Source organism: Allobosea sp. 05T433 (genome assembly GCF_056396065.1).
Genome location: NZ_JBFTKS010000037.1, coordinates 19,810 through 44,064 on the forward strand (window position 1 = coordinate 19,810; position 24,255 = coordinate 44,064).

29 protein-coding genes and 2 pseudogenes are annotated in these 24,255 nt (G+C 61.7%); 17 read left to right on the forward strand and 14 right to left on the reverse strand.

The window, feature by feature from the left end; genetic code table 11:
- Nucleotides 1–8: 8 nt before the first annotated feature.
- The 3 genes and pseudogenes from AC1DGP_RS31115 to AC1DGP_RS31125 form a co-directional block, all read left to right on the forward strand.
- The gene (locus AC1DGP_RS31115; RefSeq protein ID WP_441508568.1) at nt 9–518 is read left to right on the forward strand and encodes a DUF4399 domain-containing protein; all 510 of its coding nucleotides are present in this window, start codon (nt 9–11) and stop codon (nt 516–518) included.
- Nucleotides 519–796: 278 nt separating this feature from the next.
- Nucleotides 797–1,033, forward strand: a complete 237-nt coding sequence (locus AC1DGP_RS31120) for a hypothetical protein (RefSeq protein ID WP_476770615.1) — start codon at nt 797–799, stop codon at nt 1,031–1,033.
- A gap of 522 nt (nt 1,034–1,555) precedes the next feature.
- A pseudogene (locus tag AC1DGP_RS31125) lies at nt 1,556–1,902 on the forward strand (xanthine dehydrogenase family protein molybdopterin-binding subunit); the annotation flags it as partial.
- 109 nt (nt 1,903–2,011) lie between these two features.
- Here AC1DGP_RS31125 and AC1DGP_RS31130 read toward each other — a convergent pair.
- From AC1DGP_RS31130 to AC1DGP_RS31140, 3 genes are all read right to left on the reverse strand, one after another.
- A complete protein-coding gene (locus AC1DGP_RS31130; RefSeq protein ID WP_476770616.1) occupies nt 2,012–2,299 on the reverse strand; it encodes a DUF6894 family protein in 288 nt (95 codons plus the stop codon).
- Between the two features lie 199 nt (nt 2,300–2,498).
- A complete protein-coding gene (locus AC1DGP_RS31135; RefSeq protein WP_476770617.1) occupies nt 2,499–3,035 on the reverse strand; it encodes a hypothetical protein in 537 nt (178 codons plus the stop codon).
- A gap of 11 nt (nt 3,036–3,046) precedes the next feature.
- Complete coding sequence (locus AC1DGP_RS31140) at nt 3,047–3,346, reverse strand: PepSY domain-containing protein (RefSeq protein WP_476832963.1); 300 nt, start codon at nt 3,344–3,346, stop codon at nt 3,047–3,049.
- Between the two features lie 456 nt (nt 3,347–3,802).
- Between AC1DGP_RS31140 and AC1DGP_RS31145 the strand changes: the two genes are divergently transcribed.
- A complete protein-coding gene (locus tag AC1DGP_RS31145; RefSeq protein ID WP_441508573.1) occupies nt 3,803–4,165 on the forward strand; it encodes a hypothetical protein in 363 nt (120 codons plus the stop codon).
- Nucleotides 4,166–4,466: 301 nt separating this feature from the next.
- The gene (locus AC1DGP_RS31150) at nt 4,467–4,757 is read left to right on the forward strand and encodes a hypothetical protein (protein WP_476770619.1); all 291 of its coding nucleotides are present in this window, start codon (nt 4,467–4,469) and stop codon (nt 4,755–4,757) included.
- A 238-nt stretch (nt 4,758–4,995) separates the two neighbouring features.
- On the opposite strand, the gene AC1DGP_RS31155 is transcribed toward AC1DGP_RS31150, so the two are convergent.
- From AC1DGP_RS31155 to AC1DGP_RS31165, 3 genes are all read right to left on the reverse strand, one after another.
- Nucleotides 4,996–5,241, reverse strand: coding sequence for a hypothetical protein (locus AC1DGP_RS31155; protein ID WP_476770620.1), 246 nt, complete (start codon nt 5,239–5,241; stop codon nt 4,996–4,998).
- Complete coding sequence (locus AC1DGP_RS31160; protein ID WP_476832964.1) at nt 5,238–5,426, reverse strand: hypothetical protein; 189 nt, start codon at nt 5,424–5,426, stop codon at nt 5,238–5,240. Before AC1DGP_RS31160 ends, AC1DGP_RS31155 begins: the two co-directional genes overlap by 4 nt.
- A gap of 181 nt (nt 5,427–5,607) precedes the next feature.
- Complete coding sequence (locus AC1DGP_RS31165) at nt 5,608–6,618, reverse strand: S1C family serine protease (protein ID WP_441508577.1); 1,011 nt, start codon at nt 6,616–6,618, stop codon at nt 5,608–5,610.
- A gap of 151 nt (nt 6,619–6,769) precedes the next feature.
- Between AC1DGP_RS31165 and AC1DGP_RS31170 the strand changes: the two genes are divergently transcribed.
- Nucleotides 6,770–7,357, forward strand: coding sequence for a diguanylate cyclase domain-containing protein (locus AC1DGP_RS31170; protein ID WP_476770623.1), 588 nt, complete (start codon nt 6,770–6,772; stop codon nt 7,355–7,357).
- 81 nt (nt 7,358–7,438) lie between these two features.
- Nucleotides 7,439–8,962, forward strand: a complete 1,524-nt coding sequence (locus AC1DGP_RS31175; protein ID WP_476832965.1) for a PAS domain S-box protein — start codon at nt 7,439–7,441, stop codon at nt 8,960–8,962.
- A gap of 127 nt (nt 8,963–9,089) precedes the next feature.
- Here the strand turns inward: AC1DGP_RS31175 and AC1DGP_RS31180 are convergent, their stop codons facing one another.
- Nucleotides 9,090–9,551, reverse strand: a complete 462-nt coding sequence (locus AC1DGP_RS31180) for a DUF6894 family protein (protein ID WP_476832966.1) — start codon at nt 9,549–9,551, stop codon at nt 9,090–9,092.
- Between the two features lie 549 nt (nt 9,552–10,100).
- Here AC1DGP_RS31180 and AC1DGP_RS31185 point away from each other — a divergent pair.
- From AC1DGP_RS31185 to AC1DGP_RS31195, 3 genes are all read left to right on the forward strand, one after another.
- Entirely contained in the window at nt 10,101–10,295 is a 195-nt protein-coding gene (locus AC1DGP_RS31185; RefSeq protein ID WP_476770626.1) for a hypothetical protein, read from the forward strand.
- A 269-nt stretch (nt 10,296–10,564) separates the two neighbouring features.
- Nucleotides 10,565–12,214: a cytochrome c oxidase subunit I gene (gene ctaD / locus AC1DGP_RS31190; protein WP_476832967.1), complete on the forward strand. Its 1,650-nt coding sequence runs from the start codon at nt 10,565–10,567 to the stop codon at nt 12,212–12,214.
- A gap of 395 nt (nt 12,215–12,609) precedes the next feature.
- The gene (locus AC1DGP_RS31195) at nt 12,610–13,890 is read left to right on the forward strand and encodes a M20 family metallopeptidase (protein ID WP_476770628.1); all 1,281 of its coding nucleotides are present in this window, start codon (nt 12,610–12,612) and stop codon (nt 13,888–13,890) included.
- A gap of 6 nt (nt 13,891–13,896) precedes the next feature.
- On the opposite strand, the gene AC1DGP_RS31200 is transcribed toward AC1DGP_RS31195, so the two are convergent.
- Nucleotides 13,897–14,073, reverse strand: a complete 177-nt coding sequence (locus AC1DGP_RS31200) for a hypothetical protein (protein ID WP_476770632.1) — start codon at nt 14,071–14,073, stop codon at nt 13,897–13,899.
- Here AC1DGP_RS31200 and AC1DGP_RS31205 point away from each other — a divergent pair.
- Complete coding sequence (locus AC1DGP_RS31205) at nt 13,990–14,655, forward strand: trimeric intracellular cation channel family protein (RefSeq protein WP_476770633.1); 666 nt, start codon at nt 13,990–13,992, stop codon at nt 14,653–14,655. The two genes, AC1DGP_RS31200 and AC1DGP_RS31205, sit on opposite strands and share 84 nt — an antisense overlap.
- A 116-nt stretch (nt 14,656–14,771) precedes the next feature.
- On the opposite strand, the gene AC1DGP_RS31210 is transcribed toward AC1DGP_RS31205, so the two are convergent.
- The 3 genes from AC1DGP_RS31210 to AC1DGP_RS31220 are packed head-to-tail and all read right to left on the reverse strand — an operon-like array spanning nt 14,772 to nt 18,625.
- Complete coding sequence (locus AC1DGP_RS31210) at nt 14,772–17,012, reverse strand: xanthine dehydrogenase family protein molybdopterin-binding subunit (protein ID WP_476832968.1); 2,241 nt, start codon at nt 17,010–17,012, stop codon at nt 14,772–14,774.
- 12 nt (nt 17,013–17,024) lie between these two features.
- Nucleotides 17,025–18,053, reverse strand: a complete 1,029-nt coding sequence (locus tag AC1DGP_RS31215; protein WP_476832969.1) for an FAD binding domain-containing protein — start codon at nt 18,051–18,053, stop codon at nt 17,025–17,027.
- A complete protein-coding gene (locus AC1DGP_RS31220) occupies nt 18,050–18,625 on the reverse strand; it encodes a (2Fe-2S)-binding protein (RefSeq protein WP_476832975.1) in 576 nt (191 codons plus the stop codon). The genes AC1DGP_RS31215 and AC1DGP_RS31220 overlap by 4 nt, the downstream gene beginning before the upstream one ends.
- A 469-nt stretch (nt 18,626–19,094) precedes the next feature.
- On the opposite strand from AC1DGP_RS31220, the gene AC1DGP_RS31225 reads away from it, so the two are divergent.
- Nucleotides 19,095–19,373 (forward strand): type II toxin-antitoxin system Phd/YefM family antitoxin, encoded by a 279-nt coding sequence (locus tag AC1DGP_RS31225; protein ID WP_476832970.1) that lies wholly within the window; start codon nt 19,095–19,097, stop codon nt 19,371–19,373.
- Nucleotides 19,370–19,705, forward strand: a complete 336-nt coding sequence (locus tag AC1DGP_RS31230; protein WP_476832971.1) for a type II toxin-antitoxin system RelE/ParE family toxin — start codon at nt 19,370–19,372, stop codon at nt 19,703–19,705. Before AC1DGP_RS31225 ends, AC1DGP_RS31230 begins: the two co-directional genes overlap by 4 nt.
- A gap of 366 nt (nt 19,706–20,071) precedes the next feature.
- On the opposite strand, the gene AC1DGP_RS31235 is transcribed toward AC1DGP_RS31230, so the two are convergent.
- Nucleotides 20,072–20,266: a response regulator gene (locus tag AC1DGP_RS31235; RefSeq protein WP_441509212.1), complete on the reverse strand. Its 195-nt coding sequence runs from the start codon at nt 20,264–20,266 to the stop codon at nt 20,072–20,074.
- 103 nt (nt 20,267–20,369) lie between these two features.
- Nucleotides 20,370–20,588, reverse strand: coding sequence for an ATP-binding protein (locus AC1DGP_RS31240; protein ID WP_441509147.1), 219 nt, complete (start codon nt 20,586–20,588; stop codon nt 20,370–20,372).
- Between the two features lie 217 nt (nt 20,589–20,805).
- Here AC1DGP_RS31240 and AC1DGP_RS31245 point away from each other — a divergent pair, with 217 nt between their 5' ends.
- The 4 genes and pseudogenes from AC1DGP_RS31245 (at nt 20,806) to AC1DGP_RS31260 (ending at nt 23,466) form a co-directional block, all read left to right on the forward strand.
- A complete protein-coding gene (locus AC1DGP_RS31245) occupies nt 20,806–21,033 on the forward strand; it encodes a helix-turn-helix domain-containing protein (RefSeq protein ID WP_441509148.1) in 228 nt (75 codons plus the stop codon).
- Nucleotides 21,034–21,040: 7 nt separating this feature from the next.
- On the forward strand, nt 21,041–21,268 hold the full coding sequence (locus AC1DGP_RS31250) for a hypothetical protein (protein ID WP_476832972.1): 228 nt from the start codon (nt 21,041–21,043) through the stop codon (nt 21,266–21,268).
- 428 nt (nt 21,269–21,696) lie between these two features.
- Nucleotides 21,697–22,403 (forward strand): annotated as a pseudogene (locus AC1DGP_RS31255) (IS110 family RNA-guided transposase); the annotation flags it as partial.
- A gap of 715 nt (nt 22,404–23,118) precedes the next feature.
- Nucleotides 23,119–23,466: a hypothetical protein gene (locus AC1DGP_RS31260; protein WP_441509149.1), complete on the forward strand. Its 348-nt coding sequence runs from the start codon at nt 23,119–23,121 to the stop codon at nt 23,464–23,466.
- 133 nt (nt 23,467–23,599) lie between these two features.
- Here AC1DGP_RS31260 and AC1DGP_RS31265 read toward each other — a convergent pair whose 3' ends face one another.
- Entirely contained in the window at nt 23,600–24,181 is a 582-nt protein-coding gene (locus tag AC1DGP_RS31265; protein ID WP_476832973.1) for an SDR family oxidoreductase, read from the reverse strand.
- Nucleotides 24,182–24,255: the final 74 nt, after the last annotated feature.

Genomic DNA, 24,255 nt, shown 5'->3' on the forward strand with positions numbered 1-24,255 from the left:
AGGGTTCCATGGGCCGATCCGCCAGCGGCATCTTTCTCGCCTTTGCTGTAGTCAGCCTTTTCCCGCTCGAAACCTTGGCGCAGACAGCGCCGGGCCCAACGCCCTCCACACCGCAACGGGCGCCATCTCCGGATGCGCGCCTGTACATCATCTATCCTTGGGACGGAGCGCAGATCCGCGGCGAATTCTGGGTGCGGTTCGGCCTACGAAATATGGGCGTGACGCAGGCCGGCAGCTCCGCTCCGAATGCCGGACATCACCACCTTCTGGTCGATGTCACCGATGAGATTGTTCCGGACGAGCCGCTTCCGTCAGACAACAAGCATCTTCACTTCGGTGCAGGGCAGACTGAGGCGAGGCTTGAGTTGCCGCCTGGCAAACATACCCTGCAATTGGTGCTCGGCGACCCCGACCACCGGCCATTCAAACCGATGCTCATTTCGAAGAAGGTGACCATAACTGTGTTGCCAGCGGCGCCGGCGAGAACGTTGAAGAAGGCCAGTGGAAAGGGTGCTTAAGGTCTAGGGAGCCCACTCCTGTGCTCCGGTGGCCCCATCCGCGGCCCGCACTTCTTTTCATGGTTCTGGTATTGGGCGAACAAACCCGGTCGTGGTGAAACTGTCGAGAGACCAGTTCGTTTTCTCTGCGTGGTGGCTCTCCATCCTTAGGAGCCGCACGGCCTAGGGTCCCGCCGAGGTTTGCCGTCGGCGGGGCCTTTGCTGGCATCGGACACTGCCCTCGATCGTCTATTGAACATCGACAAGCCATTCCGCAGCCGAAAACCGCAGGCAATGCGATGAATTGTTTCCCCACCGAAGAAGCACAGCCGCGGACACATGAGGTCCTCATCCCGATCGAAGGGCAGGACCTTCTATCTCGTCTTCAGGCGATGGATACTTGGCTGAGCGAGTGGGACATTGCCTATCAGGTTGCGGGAATCGACGACTCAGCGATAGCCATCCGCTTTCCGAGTGAGCAGTTCACCCGCGCTTTTGCTGAGACTTTCGGCCTCACCCAGCGCAGTCTTGGCTAAATGGGGCCATAGGCAGGCGGGCTTCGGGGCGCGGCCGGTCTCTCCGCGGCCAGCGCACTCAGTCGCGTCTCGCTGGCGGCCTGGCTATCGAGCGCGGGGTGTGTGGCGCACACCCGCTCGATCTGACCGAAGAGGCATGGGGAACGTCATCGGCCCGCGGTTCATCGGCAATATCAGCCTGGCGATCGCGGCGGCACACCTGAAGCTCCGGCATTCACCATCCCCTCGCGAGGCTCTAATCGCAGCGAGAGGTACGACAACATCCGCGCTCTCGTCGCGCGGCGCGGTGAAGGTTAGCCACATCTCGGTATAGACCTTAACGGAAACTACAAGGGTCAGTCCGCCCATGCACAGGTGTCATCGGATTTCTCCTTCCGGGGCCAACAAAGAATTTCGCGTGGTGGCAACGAACTGCCTTGGGGTTTGTTCCAACGACGGACGGTCTGGTCGGCTTCCTGCTACGCCTTTCAGATGGCGTTCAGATGGCCGATCACCGCATGGACCTTGTCGACCCCGGATGGGGTGGTAAGCGCCGTTGCCGCAGGCCGGATCCTGAACCCAAAGACGGCGCGAAGCCAGATCATCGGCGGCGTGGTGGGGGTATCGGAATGCCCCTCACGAGGAAACCCTGACCGCCATCGCTATGGTCGGTTCATAAACGGCAATCTCGGCGAATATCACGTCACTTCGAAGCGATATCGACGGCATCGAGGTGATCTTTGTCGAGGTGCATGACGATAAAGTCAGCCCGATCGGGTGCCGGAGGAATACGCATCGTTGGCGCCGCTGCCGCCGAAGCCAACGCGATCTTTCACGCGACAGGAAAATGCGCGCGGCTGCCAATAATCGACAAGCTCATGGCCGCGTGAGTGTTCGGGTCATCTCGGCATGTGCTTGGCGCCGCCTCGGCATCCTGATTGTGGCGCCCGGTTGGAGGCCGCAGTTTCCCGCAGGCAACCACTTCAGATGATGCCTATCTCACGGTTCCGTCTTGCGGGGCACCGTCTGCCGAAGTTGAGACGGGGGAACTGGCGTTAGCCACTGGCTATTGAGCGTCAGCGTCGCTGCAAAAATGGGGGTTCCATCGGCGTAGCGGATTCTCATATCCACTCTCAGACCGTCACTGGTCTGGATATGCTCGGCGATAATGTCGCCGAGACTTGAAAGCGCCGAAAGACGCGCGGCGACGTGATCTTCAAGGTCTATTCCTTCGTCGTCTACGACCAGTTCGGTGTTGATCTCGATGTCGAAAAAATACTGGGCCATGCATTTTCATCCGTGGCGCCGTCGCCAAGGTCCCGATCCCCTCGGCGCGTACAATTCGTCGCATTGCGCCCACCGCTGGGAAGTTGATCGATCGAGATAGCGGCGCGGGGTGGCAGGCTGTTGGGCAAACTCCTAGACCACCAGCCGCATGCAAAGTTGCTGGAAGGAGGCCCCATCGCTGCCGGGGCCCCCTGGTCAGTTAAATCGAGGGCCGCACATACGGCGGAGCTTCGGGATCGAATTCTGTCCACCCCTCCCTCTCATAAGCAGCACGGCGGTCGATTGTGTTGATGGGTGTCGCGCCGTCCATGATTGCCACGACCGTAGGCGCCTGTTCGTCGGTTGCCCGAACAGCCACAACGCTGCCACCTCGCCTCACCGTCTCTGCAAAGTAGTGGGCGTCATTTTCATCGACGCCCGAACTCGTCAGGGCGCCCACAAGCCCCCCCGCGACGGCGCCCGTCGCGGCTCCCGCGGCGGTAGCAGCAAGCCAGCCAGCGGCCACCACAGGGCCGATGCCGGGGATCGCAATCAGGCCGAGACCCGCCAGCAGCCCGGCTGCACCGCCGATCAAGCTGCCGATTCCTGCTCCCTCGCCCGCGTGGCTTTCATCGGCATCGGCGTGACGGCCGACAAGGCTGATATCGGAATCGGCAACGCCGGCGTCCTTCAGCTTTCGCACCACGGATTCAGCCTGCTGATAGGTATCGTACGAACGCGTGATGGTCTGGGTCATCTGCGAGATCCTCAGTTGCGCGTAATGTTGCCGCGGTAATCGACGCTTACGTTGACCGGCTGGCCGTCGTGCGTCGCCCTGCCCTTCCCGACACCGTTGTCGTCCTTCTTGAGTTCGGACACTGCGGTGTAGCCGTTGGTCTCGAGCCGGCTCTTCGCCTGGCCTTCCGTGAAGCTGTTGGCACCGGGCAGCGGCGCGTTCGCTTCGTCTGGAGCATTTGGCGAAGGAGTAGGTGCAGTCGTCGGCGTTTGCGCCTGAGCTGCCAGGATCGTCGCCCCGCAAAACACCGCCGCGATGATCGTCCGTTTCATCGATATCTCCCTGAAACAGTTGCCATATATGCACAATCAAACCGGGCGCTTGGGCACTTGTTCCAGGGATGTCGATAGGTGCTGGCGTCCGGTCTCCATCTGGTAGGCTGCGCGCGACGAACGCGCCGCGGAGGCATGACTTTGGCGCGCCAAGCTTGGACTCCGCGGCCCGGTCCGCAACTCAGGCTCGGCCGCGAGCTCAGTGAGGCAAAAACCGAGCGCCTCGTCGACGAGAAGGCTACCGCCGAGCTGGCATGACCGCTTTCCCGCCTCAAGATCGATGAGGAAATCCTGCTGACGATCGCGTCGATCGGCGCGTGATCGCACCTAGTTTGGGAGGCCGATCACGCAGCCCTGCCACTATATGGTCAATAAATGACCAGATCAGCTTCAACCCCTGACCGCATTCGCGTTATGGAATTGGACGCCTATCCACAGCTCATGGAAGGAAATCCGATGCGAAAGATCATAACAACTGTGGTCGGCGTTACATTCATTCTGGCAGGCGGCGCGAATGCGCAGGGTCTATCACAGCCCACACCTCCGTCTGCATCACCGCAACAGGGCTCGGGCCGAACAACTATCAAATCGGTGAGCGTCGTCGATCTCGCTGCGCTTCCGGCTGAGGCCCAGGTGCAGGTCAACCAGGTACTGACAAACCGTTCGGCTGACGAGATCCAGCAATTGCAAGCGGCCATAGAGAATGAGCCGGAGCTGAAATCGGCGCTCGCGGCGAAGGGCTTCACATCACGGGACGTGGTCGTTGCCCAGCTCGGTGAAGACGGCATGCTGACCATCGTTGCAAAACGGGCGAGCTGATCGCCGTGTGGTCGCATCCTGGCTATGCGACGTCGCAGGTCATTCGACCAATGAGCCTATCCGAACGGCGACATATTTGAAGCGCCCGCCCCTGTGGGCCAGGGATTCATCACTGCCACATGCGGGGCCGCAATACGGCACCGGACTCGCGAAATCACCCCAGAAAATCCGAACAATGGTCATGCTGCGCCGTTTGCATGGGCCTGCGTCGTTCGTACCGACCTGGCGCGGCGGTCCAATTGTTCCAGGCGAGCGGCGCACCAATACCGATACCGTCGCGCATTCAGACTAGGAGAAGCCGATGAATGGCGTGAAATTGTCCGCGATTGTGCTTGCGATGTCTGCCGCACTTGCAGGGCCTGCTCTGGCGCAGGGCGTCTCGGTCGATACCCAGACACGCGGCAAGGCACAGGGCAAAATCGGCGGTCCCGCGCCCTCAGCCAGCGGAAATGCCGATGTCGACGCTGAGGTCGTGGCCCCACGCATCAAGGCAGGCGGCAGCGGGCATGGCAGCGCTGGAGCCAAGGCTGGAAAGAAAGCCACTGGTGCTGCTGGCGCATCTGGAACCACGAAAGTCGACGAACTCGACTAGTACGTCTGACATCGAGCCCCAATCGGGTTGGGCAGGCTAGGCTTGCCGACTGAAAGGAGTGAGGCGCGCGCTCGATGGCCCGGCCTCACTCGGCAAACCCTGTACCTCGGCATCGTTGAGCAGGCGCGCGGGCTTGCCGAAATGACGGGATATCGCTGGCCAATCCGCGTTCGAGCCACGTCTCGGGTGCCACCATCGCTGTGACCGGCGGTCATCCGATCATTTGACTGAGAACGGCTCAGTCCTTCCTGAGCTTCCCGAGATTGCCCGGCAGCCCCGAAAAGGGAAGATCGTCCGGCGTGAGCAAGCTGTGGGGCGGGGCCGGCCCGTGACTGTTCTCGTCCTCGTCCGCCTCATTCCAGCGGCGGATCTCAGCGGTGAGCTGACGGAACTCGGCCGCCTGCGGAGATCCTTCGGGCGCATCGCTCAACGCGGCGGCGCGCTGTACGGCAGCCTCATACTCCTCGTGGTTTCTGAACGTCATGTCGGGGAATCCACTTGTGAGTTGTCGCTGGCGGCATTCTCGTCGAGCAGGCCTGATGCTGCGCGCAACAGCGTCTCCGGAGGTGCGATGTCTTCCTGAAGATGCCATTCGACGAACTCACGACTCTCTCGCGACCGTTCCGCCAGGAGAGCAACCCAATCGCGGCGCGGGAACGCTGCATTCATGCGCAGCGCAAGATCCTGGCCGGAAGCAACTGCCTCTGAGGGTCCCATGTGAGCCTCCCGTGTCTCCTGAGATGAAAGGGGCCTCGCGAACGAGCACGGCTTCGTCAACGACTTCAATGAGTTCGCGTCCATCCGTTTTGCTGCGTGAGCCCATGCGGCTGAAGCATCAGGGGAACAGCCTTCATGTCCCCCGCCTCTCGCGTGGGGTGACCTCAATGACCTGCCTGCGGCCATTGCGCAGCAGTCCGAAGGCGGTGGGCCGGCCGATCTTGTCCTCGGCCAGCAGGCGCACGAGATCGTCGGCACCGGAGACACGGGTGCCGTCGACCGCCACAATGATGTCTCCTGCCCGTATGCCGGCCACATCAGCCGCGCCTCCGCCCTCCACGGAGTCGACCATGACGCCCGCCGCCTGATCCACGTCAGCCGCAACCTGGATGCGACGGGCGATCACGGCCGGGTGCGCCGCGATGCCGATCGAGGCCCGGCGGACCCGACCGTGGCGGATGAGGCCGCCCATCACGAAGCTCGCCGTGTTCGACGCCACCGCGAAGCTGATGCCTTGCGCGCCCATGATCATGGCGCTGTTGATGCCGATGACCTCGCCCCGCGATGACACCAGCGCGCCGCCCGAATTGCCCGGATTGAGCGCAGCATCGGTCTGGATCACATCGTCGATCAGCCGGCCGTTCTTGGCGCGCAGCGAGCGGCCGAGCGCCGAGATCACGCCGACCGTCACCGTCGCCTCGAACCCGAGCGGGTTGCCGATGGCGACGGCGATCTGTCCTCGCTTCAGCAGCCCGCTGTCACCGAGACGGCCCGTCGGCAGGCTCACGGGCGGTTCGGCATGGACGAGCGCCAGATCGGTATCCGGGTCATCGCCGATCAGACGCGCATCGAAATGCCGCCCGTCTGGCATCTGCACCCCGACCCGCGCCGAGCCTTGCACGACATGGCTGTTGGTGAGAATGAGCCCGTCCGGCGACAGGATCACGCCCGAGCCGGAGCCGGAGGGGCGCCCGTGCCTGCGGACATTAAGCCTGACGACGGCCGGGCCCACCCGCTCCACCACGTCGGTGACGGCAAGCGAATAAGCATCAAGCAGCGCGCCATCGCTTGCTGGTGAGAGCGGAAGCGTGGACGAATCGAAGTCGTCCTCGTTGAGGACGAAGCGAGGTGTAACGTCGAGCATTGGTGGAACCGCCCTGCGTTGTTTGCCTGGATATGGCGATGCGGTCCCCGCCGCAAAAGGGCTGAGCCCGGCCAGGTCCCGGACACGAGGACCCATGGAGCGATACTGCGTGAATTCTGTGGCGGGCCTCGCTGCCACGGGCAAAGGTCCTATGCTGATCGCAAAGCTGGATGTCGCGGGCTTTCATGACATCAACTCCGGCTATGGCTTCGACGTCGGCGACCAGGTTCTCGTCCAAATCGCCGAGCGCATTGGCACCACCGGCGTCGGCGTCGTGGGACGCATCGACTCGAATGAATTTGCGCTGGTAAAGCCGCTCGCGAGCTCCGATGAAGGCCCTGAAATCATCAAGAGGTTGATCTCTGCGTTGTCGGCGACCTTCGTCGTTTCGGGAGCGACGATCACCATTCGGTTTGCCACCGGCTTCGTGATCGCCGAGGCCGGCTTCGACACCAGGTTGGTGCTCGGTCGGGCCGGAGCCGCCCTCCGGCGCTCGAAATCCTCTCCATCCCGCGAGGCGTGCGAGTTCAGGGCCGAGGACGAAATTCAGAGTCGCAATCGCATTCGCCTGACGAACGAAATGCAACGCTGGCGAACGACGAGTTCGGATTTCAGTATCAGCCCAAGGTTGATCTTTGCACAGGTGCGGTCGTTGGCGCAGACGCCTTACTGCGCTGGCGGCGCGCACGAACCCCTGCTCAAACGAAGAACGGATTATGACCAAATGACATTGCGATGAGCCGGGTTCGGTGCTCGAATGCCCCGGTCGCCAGAGGGGATTCCTCGTTGTGCGAGATCTCGGCTGTTCATGAGGGTGCCCATGGAGCAAAGCACCGATCGTCAGGCGACGGTTACGGTCCGCAGCAGGACCACCGACGCTGCGAACGATCTGGCGCGCCAGGTTCGGGAGCAGACCACACTCTTCCGCTTCACCGATCGCCTGTTTCGAGCCCGCACCGTCGTCGAGATCTACGAGTGTGCGCTTGACGCCATTTGTGAAACCCTCATGTGCTCGCGGGCGTCGATCCTTCGCTTCGATGATGGGGGAACAATGCGTTTCGTCGCTTGGCGCGGCCTCTCGGATGGATACCGCGCCGCTGTAGACGGCCACTCGCCCTGGAAGCGCCATGAGCGCGAAACCGACCCGATCTTCCTCTCGGACGTCGCCCTCAGCAAGGAGCCGAGACAACTCATCGAAACCATTATCGGCGAGGGCATCCATGCCTTGGCCTTCATCCCGCTCGCCGGAGCCGACGAACTGGCAGGCAAGTTCATGGTCTATTATGACACTCCGCGGGTCTTCACCGATCACGAGCGCGACCTCGCGCTGCTCGTCGCACGCCAGCTCGGCTTTGCCCTCGAACGTCATGCCGGGGACGCCTCGGCCCGCCGGCTGACTGCGCTCGTCGAATCGTCCGATGACGCGATCATCGCAAAGGATCTGAACGGTCTCATCACCGACTGGAATCCGGGCGCCGAGCGCCTTTTCGGGTATCGGCGAGAGGAGATGTTGGGTCAGCCCGTCATGCTGCTCATTCCGGAAGACCGTCGGGGCGAGGAGCCAACGATTCTGGAGCGCATTCGCGCCGGGGAGCACATCGAGCACCACGAAACCATCCGCCGCCGCAAGGACGGAACGCCTGTAGCGATCTCGCTGACCGTCTCGCCCATCAGGGACGCCAGAGGCGAAATCGTGGGGGCCTCGAAGATTGCCCGGGATATCTCGGAGCGGCAACGGGCGCAGGAACAGCAACAGTTGCTGCTTCACGAGATGAACCACCGCGTCAAGAACGTCTTCGCGCTCACGAGCGGAATCGTCAATCTCACGGCGCGTTCAGCCAATACCCCGGCCGAGCTCGCTTCAACGGTTAGCGAGCGTCTCGCCACCCTGTCGCGCGCGCACGCTTTGACTATGTCGTCCGTAGCTGCGGGAAGCGAACCGGCCGCAACCACGTTGCACCCGCTGATTGCAGCCATACTCGCACCCTATCGTGCGGGTGAACGGTCGCGCTGCGAGGTTCGCGGTGCTGACATTCCAATCCCTTCCACCTTGGTGACATCGCTCTCGCTGCTGCTCCATGAATTCGCGACCAACGCCGCGAAATACGGCAGTCTTTCGACGATGGACGGCATGGTCGAGATTACATGCTCAGAGCGACTGTCCGAGTTCGTGATCGTCTGGCGCGAGCGCGGTGGTCCATCTCCGCGGAGATCGGGAGGCGAAGGCTTCGGGAGCCGCTTGGTCAAAGCGACGGCAAGTCAACTTGGCCGGGTCAGCAGAGTTTGGGACACGTTGGGCGTGGTCATCGAGCTCGTCATCGAGCGTGACAGGCTCGAAGCTTGACAGCACCGCAAGCGATCAACTCGATCCCCATGCGCCGATAACTTGGCAACATCTGCGGCCGTCGGAAGGGTTCATTCATCCCAGCTTAAACCGGCGCACGCCGAGGCGTTCCTAGCGGCCCCGCAGATCAGGTTTTCTTAACCGGCCGCCCAGGGTCGAGTGCGCTCGGCGAGCTGGAGGGTTTTGGCTCGCCCTTTGCTGGCGAAGCGACGCTCGCATCCGCCGCCGGCGTTCCGCGATCGTCTTTCGGTATGCCTGTGCCCGGTCGTGGGCGGCTATCACTTGTCCTCCCGGGCTGACCTGCCGCCTTGTTTGGATCTGCATTCGCCATATCGACCTCCTTTGTGCTCCAGTTTTCGGATCGCTCGTCCAAAAGTTCCATGCTCGCCCGGTAAATGACGCCACCTTCTTCCCTGCGGACGCTAACGGTGAACAATCGGCAGTCGCCGTTTGGCATCACCGCGCGTGTCATATCYGGCAAGGCGTCCAACGCTGATCGCCGCGCCTCTTCGTCGCTGGAAAGTTCAATTCCGTCCTCGTCGATATCGACGAAGTCGCCATCCGTGCTGTCGAAGAAATAACGGGTCATGTTCGTTACCGGCTAAGCGACGGATCCGGCTCTCACAGAACGCGTCTGAAGAGTGCCCGTTCCAAGGTGGCAGACTTGCCATCGGAAACATGCCTTACCGAAGACCGAGAAATGAAAGTATGGCCAACACGACCACGATAAGGCCGACGATGTAGATGACGCCGTTCATGAGACCCTCCGATGCTCCGTCACACACGTGACGAGGGGTGAACAGATGGCGAAGCAAAAGAGTTCCAGCCGGAACCTATAGGGCCGGGAACACTCCTTTCAGTGGCGGGTTCTGCCTCGACAAATTGGAGGACGAACAATGGGCCGCGGTATTCTTCTTTGGATGTTGGGCATTCCCCTGCCGATCATCATCCTGCTCGCGTTCTTTCGATAGCGCGTCTGGCTATTGGTGCCGAAGCTCTCCGTTCCACGGCGCGCAGGAACGTGCCTCGGGACGGGTGAGCTGACCCAGCAGCAGTATTCATATGACGCTATTGCCGAAAGCGACCGTTCTAATAGTCAGCCCAATGGACGCTGATGCACGTCCCCTGGGAGGTAGAAATGACGACAAGCAAGCGGACTCAGCAGCCGATCGGCGCTGGAAAAACCAAAACAACTGACGCCTTGGATGGGTTTTCACCCCGCGTTCAAGGGGGCTCAATCGCGCTAGTTTTGTTTCTGGTCATGGTCGCGGTGCTTATGCTTCTGGGTTATGGGATTTGGTGGCTGTACGTATTCGTTCAGTCACTGAAATGACCATCTTTAATGTAAGAGCGGTGGATACGCGCCGGCCTCTCGCCAAATAGTTGCGCCCTCGGGTTATCCATTGAGTGGGCGGCGAGGCGAATGCCACGGATGAGTTGCTCGTCCACGGCGCCGCCCCGATGCGCCCAGTTCAAAGCCACGATAGTTGGTTCACCTTGAACGCGACTGTGCGTTTTGCTGATGGCGGCTCCGCCAGGCGTGGCTCAGGCCTTGACCATTGGAAATGAAAGTTCGAAACTGTCCTAATGGGAGGCGAACCCATGGGAACCGCCCCGAACGCCCAATTCCCAACTGTCGACGCTCGCGAACACGGGGAAGCTCATGCCAATCCGACAGGATGGCGACGCTGGCTACTGTCCACCAATCACAAGGACATTGGGACGCTCTACCTGATCTTCTCGATCATGGCGGGACTCGTCGGCGGGTTCCTGTCGATTATGATGCGTATCGAGCTTCAGCAGCCCGGCCTGCAGATCTTCGCCAACGGCCAGAGCTACAACGTCTTCGTCACCGGCCACGGCCTGATCATGATCTTCTTCATGGTCATGCCGGCACTGATCGGTGGCTTCGGCAACTGGTTCGTGCCGTTGATGATTGGCGCGCCCGACATGGCCTTTCCACGGCTGAACAATATCTCGTTCTGGCTCGTCGTGGCCGCATTCATCCTGCTGACCATTTCGTTGTTCGTCGAAGGCGCGCCTGGCGCCCATGGCGTCGGCACCGGCTGGACTATCTACCCGCCCTTCTCGACGGCGGGCCACCCCGGTCCCTCGGTCGATTTCGGCATTCTCGCGCTGCACCTCGCGGGCGCATCTTCCATTCTGGGCGCGATCAATTTCATCACCACTATCCTGAACATGCGCGCGCCTGGCATGACCATGCACAAGATGCCGCTGTTCGCCTGGGGCGTGCTGGTCACTGCCTTCCTGCTGCTATTGGCGTTGCCGGTCCTGGCCGGGGCCATCACGATGCTCCTGACCGATCGCAATTTTGGCACCACCTTCTTTGATCCGGCCGGTGGTGGCGACCCGGTGCTCTACCAGCACCTGTTCTGGTTCTTCGGTCACCCCGAAGTGTACATTATGATCCTGCCGGCCTTCGGCATCGTCAGCCACATCATCTCGACCTTCTCGAAGAAGCCGATCTTCGGCTATCTCGGCATGGCTTATGCGATGGTGGCGATCGGCGTCGTCGGCTTCATCGTGTGGGCGCACCACATGTTTACAGTCGGCCTCTCGCTCAACACGCAGCGCTACTTCGTCTTCGCCACGATGGTGATCGCCGTGCCGACCGGCATCAAGATCTTCTCCTGGATCGCGACGATGTGGGGCGGCAGCCTGCGCTTCACCGCGCCGATGCTCTGGGCCATCGGCTTCATCTTCCTGTTCACCGTCGGCGGCGTGACCGGCGTGGTGCTGGCCAATGCGGGCATCGACCGCTCGCTGCATGCGACCTATTACGTCGTGGCCCATTTCCACTACGTGCTGTCGCTCGGCGCCGTATTCGGCCTGTTCGCCGGCTTCTACTACTGGTTCCCGAAGATGTCGGGCTATATCATCCCCGACTGGATCGGCAGGCTGCACTTCTGGGTCGCCTTCTTCGGCGCCAACCTGCTGTTCTTCCCGCAGCACTTCCTTGGTCTCGCCGGCATGCCGCGTCACTATGTGGACTATCCGGATGCCTTCGCCGGCTGGMATTTCTGGTCGTCGATCGGCTCCTACATCTTCGCTGCCGGCCTGCTCATCTTCTTCTACGGCGTGATCATCGCTTTCACGAAAAAGCAGCTCGCCGGAGACAATCCGTGGGGCGAAGGTGCAACGACGCTGGAATGGACCCTGTCCTCGCCTCCGCCGTTCCACCAGTTCGAGACCCTGCCGCGCATCGTCAGCTCGGACCACTGGGATCGATAGTTCGTCCACCGGGCGATTTTTCGCATGTCGAAGCATCCGCCCCAAACCTCTACGTCGGCATCGCTCGCGCCCGACACTCGGTGGCGTGGTCTTTGACGGTGAAAGTGCTCTGAAGGGAGCCATTCGCTACGAGCGAGGGGGATTGACGGGCCACGCGGCGTTCCGAGGTCCGAACTCAGCTCTGAAAAGGCAAGCGCTGGCTAAAGCCAAGGGCTCGATCTCAGGATGCCCGCCATCACGCCGCGCAGGAGTTGCGCACGAGAATTCGCGTCGATCTTGGATTTCGCCGCCTCGATATGTGGATGGACCGCGTTGCGCGACAGGCCCATGGCCATGCCGATCTACGCATCGCTGCGACCCCATTGCCCCCGTCGGAAATATAGGAGGGGATCATCATGGCTGAGCACACCTCTTCCGGAAGCGCATCCGTCGTCTTGACGGATCTGGACAAGCTGCTGCCCGATATCGAGGCGCTCTATAAGGACGTCCACGCCCACCCGGAATTGTCGATGCGGGAGATGCGAACTGCGGGTCTCGCCGCCGACAAGCTCAGGAAAGCCGGCTTCGAGGTAACGACTGGCGTGGGTAAGACGGGCGTGGTCGGATTGCTTCGCAACGGCGAGGGGCCGACGGTCATGCTGCGCGCTGACATGGATGCGCTGCCGATCGCAGAGGATACCGGCCTTGCTTACGCCAGCAAGGTTACTGCGACGGACCCCGAGGGAAGCACCGTCCCCGTGAGCCATATGTGCGGACATGACATGCATGTCGCCTGGCTGGTCGGTGCGGCGACATTGCTGTCACAGGCGCGCGATGCCTGGAAGGGCACCCTGATGGCCGTCTTCCAGCCGGGCGAGGAAACCGCGCAAGGCGCCCAGGCCATGATCGACGATGGTCTGCTGAAGCGCTTTCCGCAGCCCGATGTCGTGCTGGGCCAGCACGTCATGGTCGGACCCTCCGGCTCGGTCGCCGGCAGTGCCGGGCCGATAACCTCCGCTGCGGACAGCCTGCAAATCCGCCTGTTCGGGCGCGGCGCGCACGGGTCGATGCCGCAGGCCAGCATCGATCCCGTCATCATGGCGGCCTCCGTCGTGCTGCGTCTCCAGACCATCGTGTCCCGCGAGGTTGCCGCCAACGACGCGGCAGTGGTCACTGTCGGCGTGCTACAGGCAGGAACCAAGGAAAACGTCATCCCCGACGACGCCGTCATCAAGCTCAATGTGCGTACGTTCGACGAAGGCGTGCGCAAGCATGTGCTCGCCGCCATCGAGCGGATCGTCAATGCCGAGGCCGAAGCCTCCGGGGCGCCGCGCAAACCGGAAATCACGCCGCTCGACCGCTACCCTTTAAACGTCAACGACGAAGCCGCCAGCAACCGCATCGCCGCAGCGTTTCGCGGCCATTTTTCGCCGAACCGGGTCAAGCACACCGGCCCCGCCCCGGCGAGCGAGGATTTCGGCTGCTTCGGCACCGCGTGGCAGGTGCCTTCGGTGTTCTGGTTCGTGGGTGGCAACGATCCCAAGGTCTATGCAGAGGCTAAGGCGGCCGGCAAGCTGAACGAACTTCCGGTCAATCACAGTCCGCAATTCGCGCCCGTCCTCCATCCCACGCTGGCAACAGGCGTCGAGGCACTGGTCGTCGGAGCGCTCGCCTGGCTCGGCCCGAACAAAAAATGAACTGTTCTACCCGATTGCATCGCAGATCAGTCTTATTTGAAGGCTGTTCGGTGCTTTCGTCCCGATGCGGTAGGATTTTTCGCAGGCGGACCCGTCATGATCGCCATCGAAACCCTTGTGCGACTTCTCGACCTGGGCGGCACCTTCGTTTTCGCGATCAGCGGGGCGGTTGCCGCAGTCAATCGCCGCCTCGACATTTTCGGTATCCTCGTCCTATCGTTCGTGACGGGGAATTTTGGCGGGATCACTCGCGACGTCCTGATCGGCGCAATCCCGCCTGCCGCTCTGACGGATTGGCGGTACCTGCTGGTCTCAGTCCTGGCCGGGCTCATCACCTTCTTCTGGTATGCCGGCGTCGGCAAGCTGCGTAGCCCCGTCCTCCTGTTCGACGCGGTAGGCCTTTCGTTTTTCGCGGTGGTCGGTGCACAGAAGGCGATCGAGTTCGGACTAAACCCGGTGATGTCAGCGCTTCTGGGCATGCTGACCGGAATCGGCGGAGGCATGACGCGCGATGTTCTGCTTGCGGAGATTCCGCAGGTATTGCGTTCCGATTTGTACGCCGTCGCAGCGCTGACCGCCGCGTCCTTCGTTGTTATCGGCCATGTGCTCGGCGTTTCCTATGGCGTTTCAGCGCTGGCTGGAGCTGCCGTGTGCTTCGGCCTTCGTTTCATGGCGATCAGACGTGGTTGGCATTTGCCGGTCGCTCATCTCTCCGCGCAAGGGCGCGCTGCAATAGATGCTTCGGAGGATGAGAGCGGGCGGTAAGTTTGCCCCTCCAACGGTTTGCCCTCCGGGAGGGAGGGTGAAGCGCGGCCTCGCGTTTCCAATGGCGCGCAATATCTGCCGAGATCGGCCTCTCGCGACGCCAACTATGCTGCTCCTCACGCCGCAAGCAGCTTGTCGACGGTGATCGGCAGGCTGCGGATGCGTTTGCCCGTCGCGTGATGAATGGCGTTGGCGATGGCCGCCGCCGTGCCGACGACGCCGATCTCGCCCAGCCCCTTCACGCCGATCGGATTGATCTGGTCGTCATGCTCCTCGACAAAGAGGACCTCGATCCCACCGATGTCGGCATTGGCTGGTACATGATACTCGCCGAGGTTCCTGTTCATGAACCGGCCGAAGCGATGGTCGGTCAGCGTCTCCTCGTGCAGGGCCATGCCGATGCCCCAGACCACGCCGCCGATGATCTGGCTGCGCGCCGTCTTGGGGTTGAGGATGCGCCCGGCCGCGATGGCGCTAACCACCCGGGTCACGCGCACGATATTGAGTTGCTCGTCGACATGGACCTCGGCGAAGACGGCCGAATGGGTGTAGGAAGCGCGGCGCAGCGGCGCGATCAGGCCAGGACTGGCTGTTTCCTCGGCCTCGATCCGCTCAACCTGCGCCGCACTCAGGGCATCGACGAATGAGACGGCGCTCGATTGCTCCTGGCGCAACCGAACGAACCCGTCATTGAAGACGACGTCATCGATCCGGGCGCCGGACAGAGGCGATCCTTCGATGGACTTTGCGTGTTTCAGCAGGGTCTCGCACAGCCTTCGGCAGGCCAGCATCACCGCGCTCCCCGAGGAAGCCGCCGTCCAGGAGCCCCCCTGGATCGGGGCTGGTGGGAGCGATGAATCGCCGAGTTTCACGGTCACCGCGTCGAGATCGAGCCCCAGTGCATCGGCCCCGATCTGGCTGAGGATCGTGTAGGTGCCCGTTCCGATATCGGATGTGGCGCAGGCGATCTCGAGCCTGCCGTCGCGCGTCAGCGTCGCGCGGGCGGAGGATTTCATCATCATCGCTTCCCAGACGCCGCTGGCCATGCCCCAGCCCACCAACTCCTTGCCGTTTGTCATCGAGCGCGGCGCCGGCTTGCGCCTGTGCCAGCCGAAGCGGGCGGCGCCTTCGGCATAGCAGGCGCGCAGCTCCTTGGAGGTCAGGGGCTTGTCGTCGTTCTCGTCCCGCGTGGTGTAATTCCTGAGCCTGAGTTCGATCGGGTCGATGCCGGTGGCAAAGGACAGTTCGTCCATGGCACTTTCCAGCGCGAACAGGCCTGTCGGCGCACCGGGCGCCCGCATGTCGCCGGGCGTCGGGATGTCGAGCTTGGCGAGTTCGTAGGCGAGCAGCGACGTCTCGCTGTGATAGAGCATGCCCGACCAGTTGACGACGTTCTCCTGATAATCCTCGTAGCCGGAGGTCGCGGCGACCGCATGGTGCTGGAGCGAACGGATATGCCCTTCGGCATCGGCACCGATCGCGACAGAATTGATCGTCTGCGGACGATGCGCATGGCTGAACATCTGGGCCCGGGTCATCTCCACGCGCACGGATCGCTCGAGTGCGAGCGACGCCATCACCGCGAGGAACAATTGGTGGTGCGGCCGCAGCGCGGAGCCAAAGGCGCCACCGACGAAGGGACAAACCACGCGGACATCCTCGGTTGCCAGGCCGAAGACCGACGTAACATAGCCTTGCGTGTTGAGCGCGCCCTGCGTCTTGTCGTGGACGGTGATCTTGCCGTCGCCCTCCCAGACCACCGTCGTCCCGTGCAGTTCCATCGGATTATGGTGCTCGGTCGGGACGCGGTACTCGGCGCTGACCTTGATCGGGGCGTCTGCGAAGGCAGTTTCCGCGTCGCCTTTCGGATCGGGCGGCCGCGCGATGCCTGCGCGCTTCTTCGGCGGCTCATAGCTGTCCTGGCGGGCGCGCTCGAGATCGGTCTCGTGCGGTTCTCGTTCATAGGACACGCCGACCAGGGAGGCCGCGTCACGGGCGGCCTCGAAGCTCGACGCGACGACCAAGGCTATCGGCTGGTCGCTGTGCTGGATGGTGGCGTCGTGGAGCGGGCGGAGCGGCTTGCCGGGCGGGGAGACCTGGTCCCGGTAGCTGCTGTCGAACCAGGCGGTGTGAGCGCGGTTCTCATGGGTGAAGATCGTCACGACACCCGGCACTGCAAGCGCCGCCGTGAGATCGAAATCGCGAATCTTGCCGCGCGGAATCGCGCTGCCGACGATGCAGCCATGAAGCAGGTCCGGAGCAACGAACTCGGCTGCATAGGTCGCGCGGCCGGTGACCTTGGCTACGCCGTCGACCCGGCTCCGCGGCGAGCCGACATGGGGATCGTTGCTGATCATGGCCGTGCTCCCTCAGGCGATGCGCTTGTCGGATTGCGATTGCGGCGTCCCGGCTGCGGCTTGGGTCAGTGCGCGAATGATGGCGCGGCGCGCGAGCTCGATCTTGAAGGCATTGTGCTCGCGGCCCTGTGCTCCTTCCAGCAGAACGTCCGCCGCCGCGGCGAAGCTCGCATCGTCGGGCTTACGGCCAATCAGCACCTGTTCTGCCTGCGGCCGACGCCAAGGCTTGTGAGCAACGCCGCCAAGTGCCAGCCGCGCATCGCGGATCGCACCGCCACTGCCCATTTCCAGACAGGCCGCGACGGAAACCAACGCGAAGGCATAAGAGAGCCGGTCGCGCAGCTTGAGATAGCTGTGGTGCTCGGCAAAACGTTGCGCCTCGGCGGGCAACTCGATGCCGGTGACGATCTCGCCCGCGCCGAGCGTCGTGTCGCGATCCGGTGAACCGTTCGGCAGCCGATGATAATCCGCCATCGCGATCGTCCGGGTGCCCTGCGGCCCGGCGACATGGACGCTCGCCGAGAGTGCGGCAAGCGCGACGCACATGTCGGAGGGATGGGTTGCGATGCAGTCGGTGCTCGCGCCGAGAATGGCATGATTGCGGTTCACGCCCTTGATCGCCGGGCAGCCGCTGCCAGGTTCGCGCTTGTTGCAGGGCAATGCGGCATCGTAAAAATAATGGCAGCGAGTGCGCTGGTTGAGATTGCCGCCGGCCGTCGCGGCGTTACGAAGTTGTGGCGTCGCGCCCGCCAAGATCGCGCTCGACAGCAGCGGGAAAGTCCCGGCGACCAACGGGTGATAGGCGATCGTCGTATTCGAGACGAGCGCCCCCATCAGGATGCCGCCGTCCGCGGTCTCGGCGATCGTATCGAGATCCCCGAGGCGGGTGATGTCGATCAGGCGGTCCGGCTGCTCAACATCATATTTCATCAGATCGAGCAGATTCGTGCCGCCGGCAATCAGCCTAGCGCCGGGGTCGGCTGCCAGCGCGGCGAGCGCGCCTTCGAGGCTCTCGGCCTGGAGATAGGAGAAGCGGTTCATTCTGCGGCCTCCCGCATGTGCCCTGTCTGCTGGGCGATGACGTCCTCGATGGCGTCGACGATGTTCGGATAGGCGCCACAGCGGCAGATATTCCCGCTCATCAGCTCGCAGATCTCGTCGCGGCTATGGGCGCGGCCTTCGGCTACGAGCGCCACGGCCGAGCAGATCTGTCCCGGCGTGCAATAGCCGCACTGGAATGCATCGCGCTCGATGAAGGCGCGCTGCATGGGATGCAACGCGCCATCCTCTGCCAAGCCCTCGATCGTGGTGATAGCGCTGCCGTCCAGCATCACCGCGAGCTTCAGGCACGAATTCATTCGCTCGCCATCGATCAGCACCGTGCACGCGCCGCATTGACCGTGATCGCAGCCCTTCTTGGTCCCGGTCAGCGCGAGATGGTTGCGCAGGATATCGAGCAAGGTCGTTGCAGCATCGACCTCGATGTGAACGGGCCGGCCATTCAGGCCGAGGGAAATCTCGATTTTTTCGTCGGGAGCGAGCGTGCGGAGTGTCACGGCGATCTCCTTGGGCGCATGGTTCTGGGCGTGGGGGGCGCGGGCGCGCAAGTTCATCTCGACGACAACGGCTCGCGAGCACGATGTGTTCCTTCGAACAGGAACAGTTTGATCCAGCCCTAAGTTCGGCTGCTGCTTCGGGGCGGAGCGTGCACCTGACCATCCCTTAAGAGGCCTGCGCGCGGCGACCGAAGCGTCATGGGACAAGGCAGGAAGCAGGCCGGAACCAACCGGCCGGCGCATGGGTTGCAGCCTCGACCGCACTCGAAACGGGAGCTCAAACCATGATGTTAGCCGTGGCCGGCGTCACCGCGTGAGCCTTTCACCAGGCCGAATGCACCTCTTTGCGCACGCCGGCAGTTAACGTGACAACGCCGCGATGATCACTGCTGCTGGTTGGCTCCGTGCCGACGCTTACTATTGACTGGACGATCGCGAACACCGGAAGGCACCAGCCGCTACGCCACAGTTGCACGGCGCTAACGTCCGGACTATATTCGAACCGAATTTAGTCCGGGAGGCTCCTTTGCGGTATTCTGCCCAAGTCAAACCGATCAGCTATCTGAAGGCCAACGCAGCCGACATCCTCCTCAACCTCACCGAAAGGCGAGAGCCTCTGGTGATCACGCAGAATGGCGAGGCCAAGGCGGTGCTCCAGGACGTTGCCTCCTTTGAACAGACGCAAGAGACGCTCGCGCTGTTGAAGCTGCTTGCCATCGGCAATCAGGATGTCGATGCAGGCAAGACCAAGCCGGCTCGCGCTGTCGTCGAAAGACTGCGCGGAAAAGCGGCGGATCGTCGATGAAGGAGGGCCTCTTTGAGGTCGAGCTGACGCAAGGCGCAGAGGATGATCTCGAAGCCATTCACTACTACCTGGCTGAACACCGTTCAATGGAAGCGGCTGGGTGCTTGCTCGATTCGTTCATTGAAAGGATCTCCACACTGGAGCGTTACCCGGAACGGGGCAGCTTCCCCAAGGAACTTGAGGCGTTAGGTGTTCGGGAATTCCGGCAGATTCTGCTCGATCCGTATCGCCTAATCTACCGCGTAATTGGCAGCAAAGTCGTCATCTTCGTCATCGCTGACGGCCGCCGCGACATGCAGGCTTTGCTTGAACGCCGCCTACTTGGCCGGTGATCACGAACCTGCTCCCAGGTTCTCGATCGCTGTTGCGTGAGCGCGAACGGACGAGTTGGAGCCGGGGCCAGCATCTCGGCCCGGGAACGCTCATCTAAAACCATCAATCGAGCTACACCGCAGCCAAGTAGCCGATGAGCCGCTCTCGAAGGGGCGTCTAGACGCAGAACACATCCACACCGCGCATTGCGCGCACGGATCCCGGCATTGGTGCGCAAATCTAATCGTCACTGCGAAATGCACGGCGTACATCCAGAGAAGTCCTCTGACCTGGATCGGCATTTCGCTAGTTTCTCGCCAGCATTTCGCCGATCTTCCGTCCGAGCTTTTCCAGGCCGAAGGGCTTGGTGATCATATCCATGCGGGTCAGCCAGAAAGTCGGTTGCGGTTGACCGCATTGGCTGCATAGCCGGTGATGAATAGCCCCTTGAGATCCGGCATCTGGCCTTGCGCAATCTCTGCAAGCTGACGACCGTTCATCCCGGGAAGTCCGACATCGGAGATCAACAGGTCGATATGCGGGTTTGCCCTCAGCGATTCGATCGCGGCGACGCGCTGCACGGGCGTTGCATGCGGACAGTGATGCGGGGCTGATCTGCGGTCGTGAATCCTGCGCTCGCCGCGCTGCCGATGCCGGCGAAGCCAAGACAGCTAGGCCCGTTCCCTAGCCGATCGGTTTCGTCGTGAAGAACGGATCGAAAGCCTTTTCAATCACGTCCGCGAACATGCCGACATCGGTGTCGCGCACTGTGATCGCAACAAAATCTTGGCTCCCGTGAATAGGCAGCCCGGCGACTTCACCCGGCGCAAGGGTCAGGTTCTGTGCTTCGATAGTGAGCCTTCCGGCATAGCGCTTATTTATTCCACGGAACAGAGGGCGCAAGTCAGTGCAATCCCAAGTCGGGTGAAGTCGTCACTGCCCAAGTAAGTTGATGCAGTTAGCGATTAGACTTGCGCCCTGCGGGCGCGCAGAGGCGGAGAGCGCCGAACCCAACGTTGTCCCGAGCCCACTCACAATATCGATTTACCGCTTCTTAACCACGGCGGGCGCCATTCTAAGGGGTCCAGAAGAGTTGGGGGGCTCGAAAAGGACCGTGACCATGCAACTGCTCGATGGTGAGCGACCCGTCGTAGATCAGTTCGTCGGCCTGCCAGTAGCCTTTGTCGAACGCCAACTGATCCTAGCCACGCTCCGGGAAACCGGCGGCAACCGCACCCACGCCACCTCGCTACTCGGCATCGCCATCCGCACGCTGCGAAACAAAATAACTTCGTACGCAGCGGACGGCTACACCGTGCCGGAACCTGCGCATACAGAAGCACAATGAGCCCCCGATGTCCGTTGCCTCATTGAATGGCGTCGCCGCAGCAAATCTGGTCTCCTCAGCAACAATGGCCGGCCTACTGCGCTGCCTGGTGCAGAAAGGCCTATTGGAAGCAGCCGACGTCAGGGAGATTTACGAAATTGCCCTTCTCATTCTTGAACAGCAGCAAGGAGCGGTGCCGGAAGCAGTAGCAACCTTCCAGGCCGCCCGATCCGCAATTGAACGGAACCTGGGATAGCCATTCGGCCCAAGCAGAGCGCCTTCATCCGCTAACCGCCCAAAGATCGCCAGTTCGTGCGATCAGGGCTGAGGACAAGATCGTCAGCGAGGGGAGCCGGCAGGGGCAGAACTCGGACCGAGTTCCTCGAAGCGCAGGAAAGTCCGCCAACTATGCTGTAGGCTCTACTGTTCCCACCTGATCAAAAAGAGGCCGCCCGTTGGCGGCCGAGTGGAGGGGAACGCCGCGTGGAGGTGTCGCCGCGCCCCCTATTGTTACTCGCTCGCGAGGTAGCAGCAAGGTCGGCATGAGACAAAAGGCGTAGAACCAGTTAGCGAAGCGATAAACGTGCACCTTAGGATATTGCCAAGTTGAAGCACCGAGCGTCGCCGGATCTCGGGAGGGCGGCGTTCGTCACTCCTCAGAACTTGCGCGGTACAAGCGGGCCAACCTCACGTACGATTCTGGTCAAGCGGCTACACCGCAAGCAGATGCTGCCCCTCTTCTCGAAGCTGCCTCCTTGCCTGATCGGCGTGGAGGCCTGCGGAACGGCGCATCACTGGGCACGCACGCTCGCCAACATGGGCCACAAAGTGCGGCTGATTCCTCCGTCCTACGTGAAGGCCTACATCAAGCGCGGCAAGAGCGATGCGCTCGACGCCGAAGCGATCTGCGAAGCCGTCCACCGTCCGACGATGCGGTTTGGGCCGGGCAAGACGGTGGAGCAACAGAGTGTGCTCATGACTCATCGCGCCCGATCCCTGCTCGTGCGCCAGCGCACCATGTTGGCCAATGCCGTGCGCGGGCATCTGGCGGAGCTGGGCCTCGTCGCCAACCCCGGTATCGCCCATCTTGCGAGGCTCGCCGAGCAGGCGCTTGCCGACAAGGATGCGCTGCCATCCTATGCTCGATCCGCTCTGGAGATATTGATCCGCCAGATCGTGACGATCAGCAGCGGCGAGATTGCAGTCCTCGACCAACAGCTCACCGCCTGGCATGCCGAGAGCGAAACTAGTCGCAGGCTCGCCGCCATCCCTGGCCTCGGCGTGATCACGGCCACGGCAGTGCCGCAGCCGTAACCGATCCCGACCAGTTCCGGACTGACTCCGCCGCAACACTCCAATCTAGATTGCTACCCGTAAAATCGGCCCGAGGGTTGCTTCCCACGGGGCGAAGTTGGCAATCAAATGCGCGTGGCATTGATGGAAATACCGGTCCGCGGGAAGAGGCTACCTCGTGAATAACGTGGCCTTACAAACCGCCAGATGCTTATAAAATCGCGTCTTTATTCATTGGCCGATCAACGAATGCCGTCTGATTTCTTCCAAGATGGGTAGGAGGCGGCATTTGAGCCGTAACATTCGGTGAGTCCGAAGTGCCGACGAGAGGCAAAACGGCCTCTTCGCGCTTCAACCGGTTGAACATTTCAGTAATCGGGTTATGTGGCCGAGAGGTCGGCACGTTTGGCTGCATCCTCATTCTTCCTGAATTAATGGCAGGGGCTCCATTAGCAATCGGCAGGCGGGCGACCGTTTGACTGATCGAACCTCGTCGAGGATGTTTCACAGCGGTAAATGAAAGCTTACACAGTGAGAAACATTAACAGTACTTGAAACGACACCCGGGGAAGTTGCGGATCACAATGTGGCAGATTAATGGTGGGCCATATAAAGTATAGCTGTCGTCCCGCAACAGCGTGTGTGATTGTACCTGCAGCCGAGAAAAAGCACGGGGCTAATAATAATCTCGGGGGGAACGCCGCTCTGCGGGAGAAGGTTGCTGTTCGGGAGGACAGCAGCCGCTTTCCTGCCCATTATAGCCGGAAATTAGATGCGAGCAGCATCAGGCTCGCAAGGGGGGAACCATACAACATGAGATGTCAGCCCGTTATCTCGGCCGGCTTAATCGGCTTCACTGTATCCATTTGCCTCGCGACTAATCCAGCCACTGCGCAATCCGCCAAGCCGCCCGCGCAAGTCAAAGTCACGAATGCCCGCCTCGTGCCGGTCGTCTCCCTGGAAATCACTACCCCGGGTGATAAGCCGCGGCTTATTGCGAAGCTCTCCAAGCCGCTCGCCGCCGGTAAGAGCATTGCGCTCAAGCTCAACAAGCCGGCGGGTTGCAACTACTCCGTCCTCGCCAAGTTCAGCGACGAGGTCGAGAGCGACAATGAGGGCATCGATCTTTGCCGTGAGAAATCGATCCGACTGACGGATTGAGACCGGAAGGATTGCAATACCGAACGCCCCCTACGCAAGTGGGCGGGGCAGTTCGTCTCTTCGATCACCTTATAAGGACGCCGAGCGGATTACGTTGCCGATCGACACACTCATGCACCCGCGGCGCCAACCGTCATTCCCCCACATACATAGAGTGTCTGTCCGGTGACAAAGCCGCTTCGCTGATCAAGGAGGTATGCTCCGAATGGGCCACGTCCTCCGGTTCGCCCATTCGACCAACCGGGATGCTATCGATAATCGCTTGCGTTGCAGGACTTTCTCTCGGATTGGCGCGCTCGAACAGCTCTGTACGAATGGGACCAGGCCCGACACTATTAGCGGTGATCCGGTGACACCCCAGTTCGAGAGCCCAGACTTTAGCCATACCAATCAGACCAGCCTTGGTTGCGGCGTATGCACTCCGAAGCTCCTTACCAAGGGCCGCACGCGAAGAGATGTTCACGATCCGACCAAATCCAGCATCCTTCATGCCTGGCAAGACCGCTTGAAGGCACTGAAGAGCACAACGTAAATTCAGTGAAACTGCCATATCCAACTCGGCCAGCGTCTGGGTTTCGACGCTACTCGGGAAGACCGCCCCGACATTGTTCACAAGCCTTGTAATCGGACCACCTCGCAGAGCTTCTGTAAGGGCTTCTGTAATGGGCCTTTGATCGTCAAGTCCCTCTGAACGATATCTCGTCGCCAGGATCATGCTTCTGTCCGTGGTCAGTACGAAGACCGCCACACCATGCCATCAGATCCAGAGCCGACAGGTCAATCTAGGGG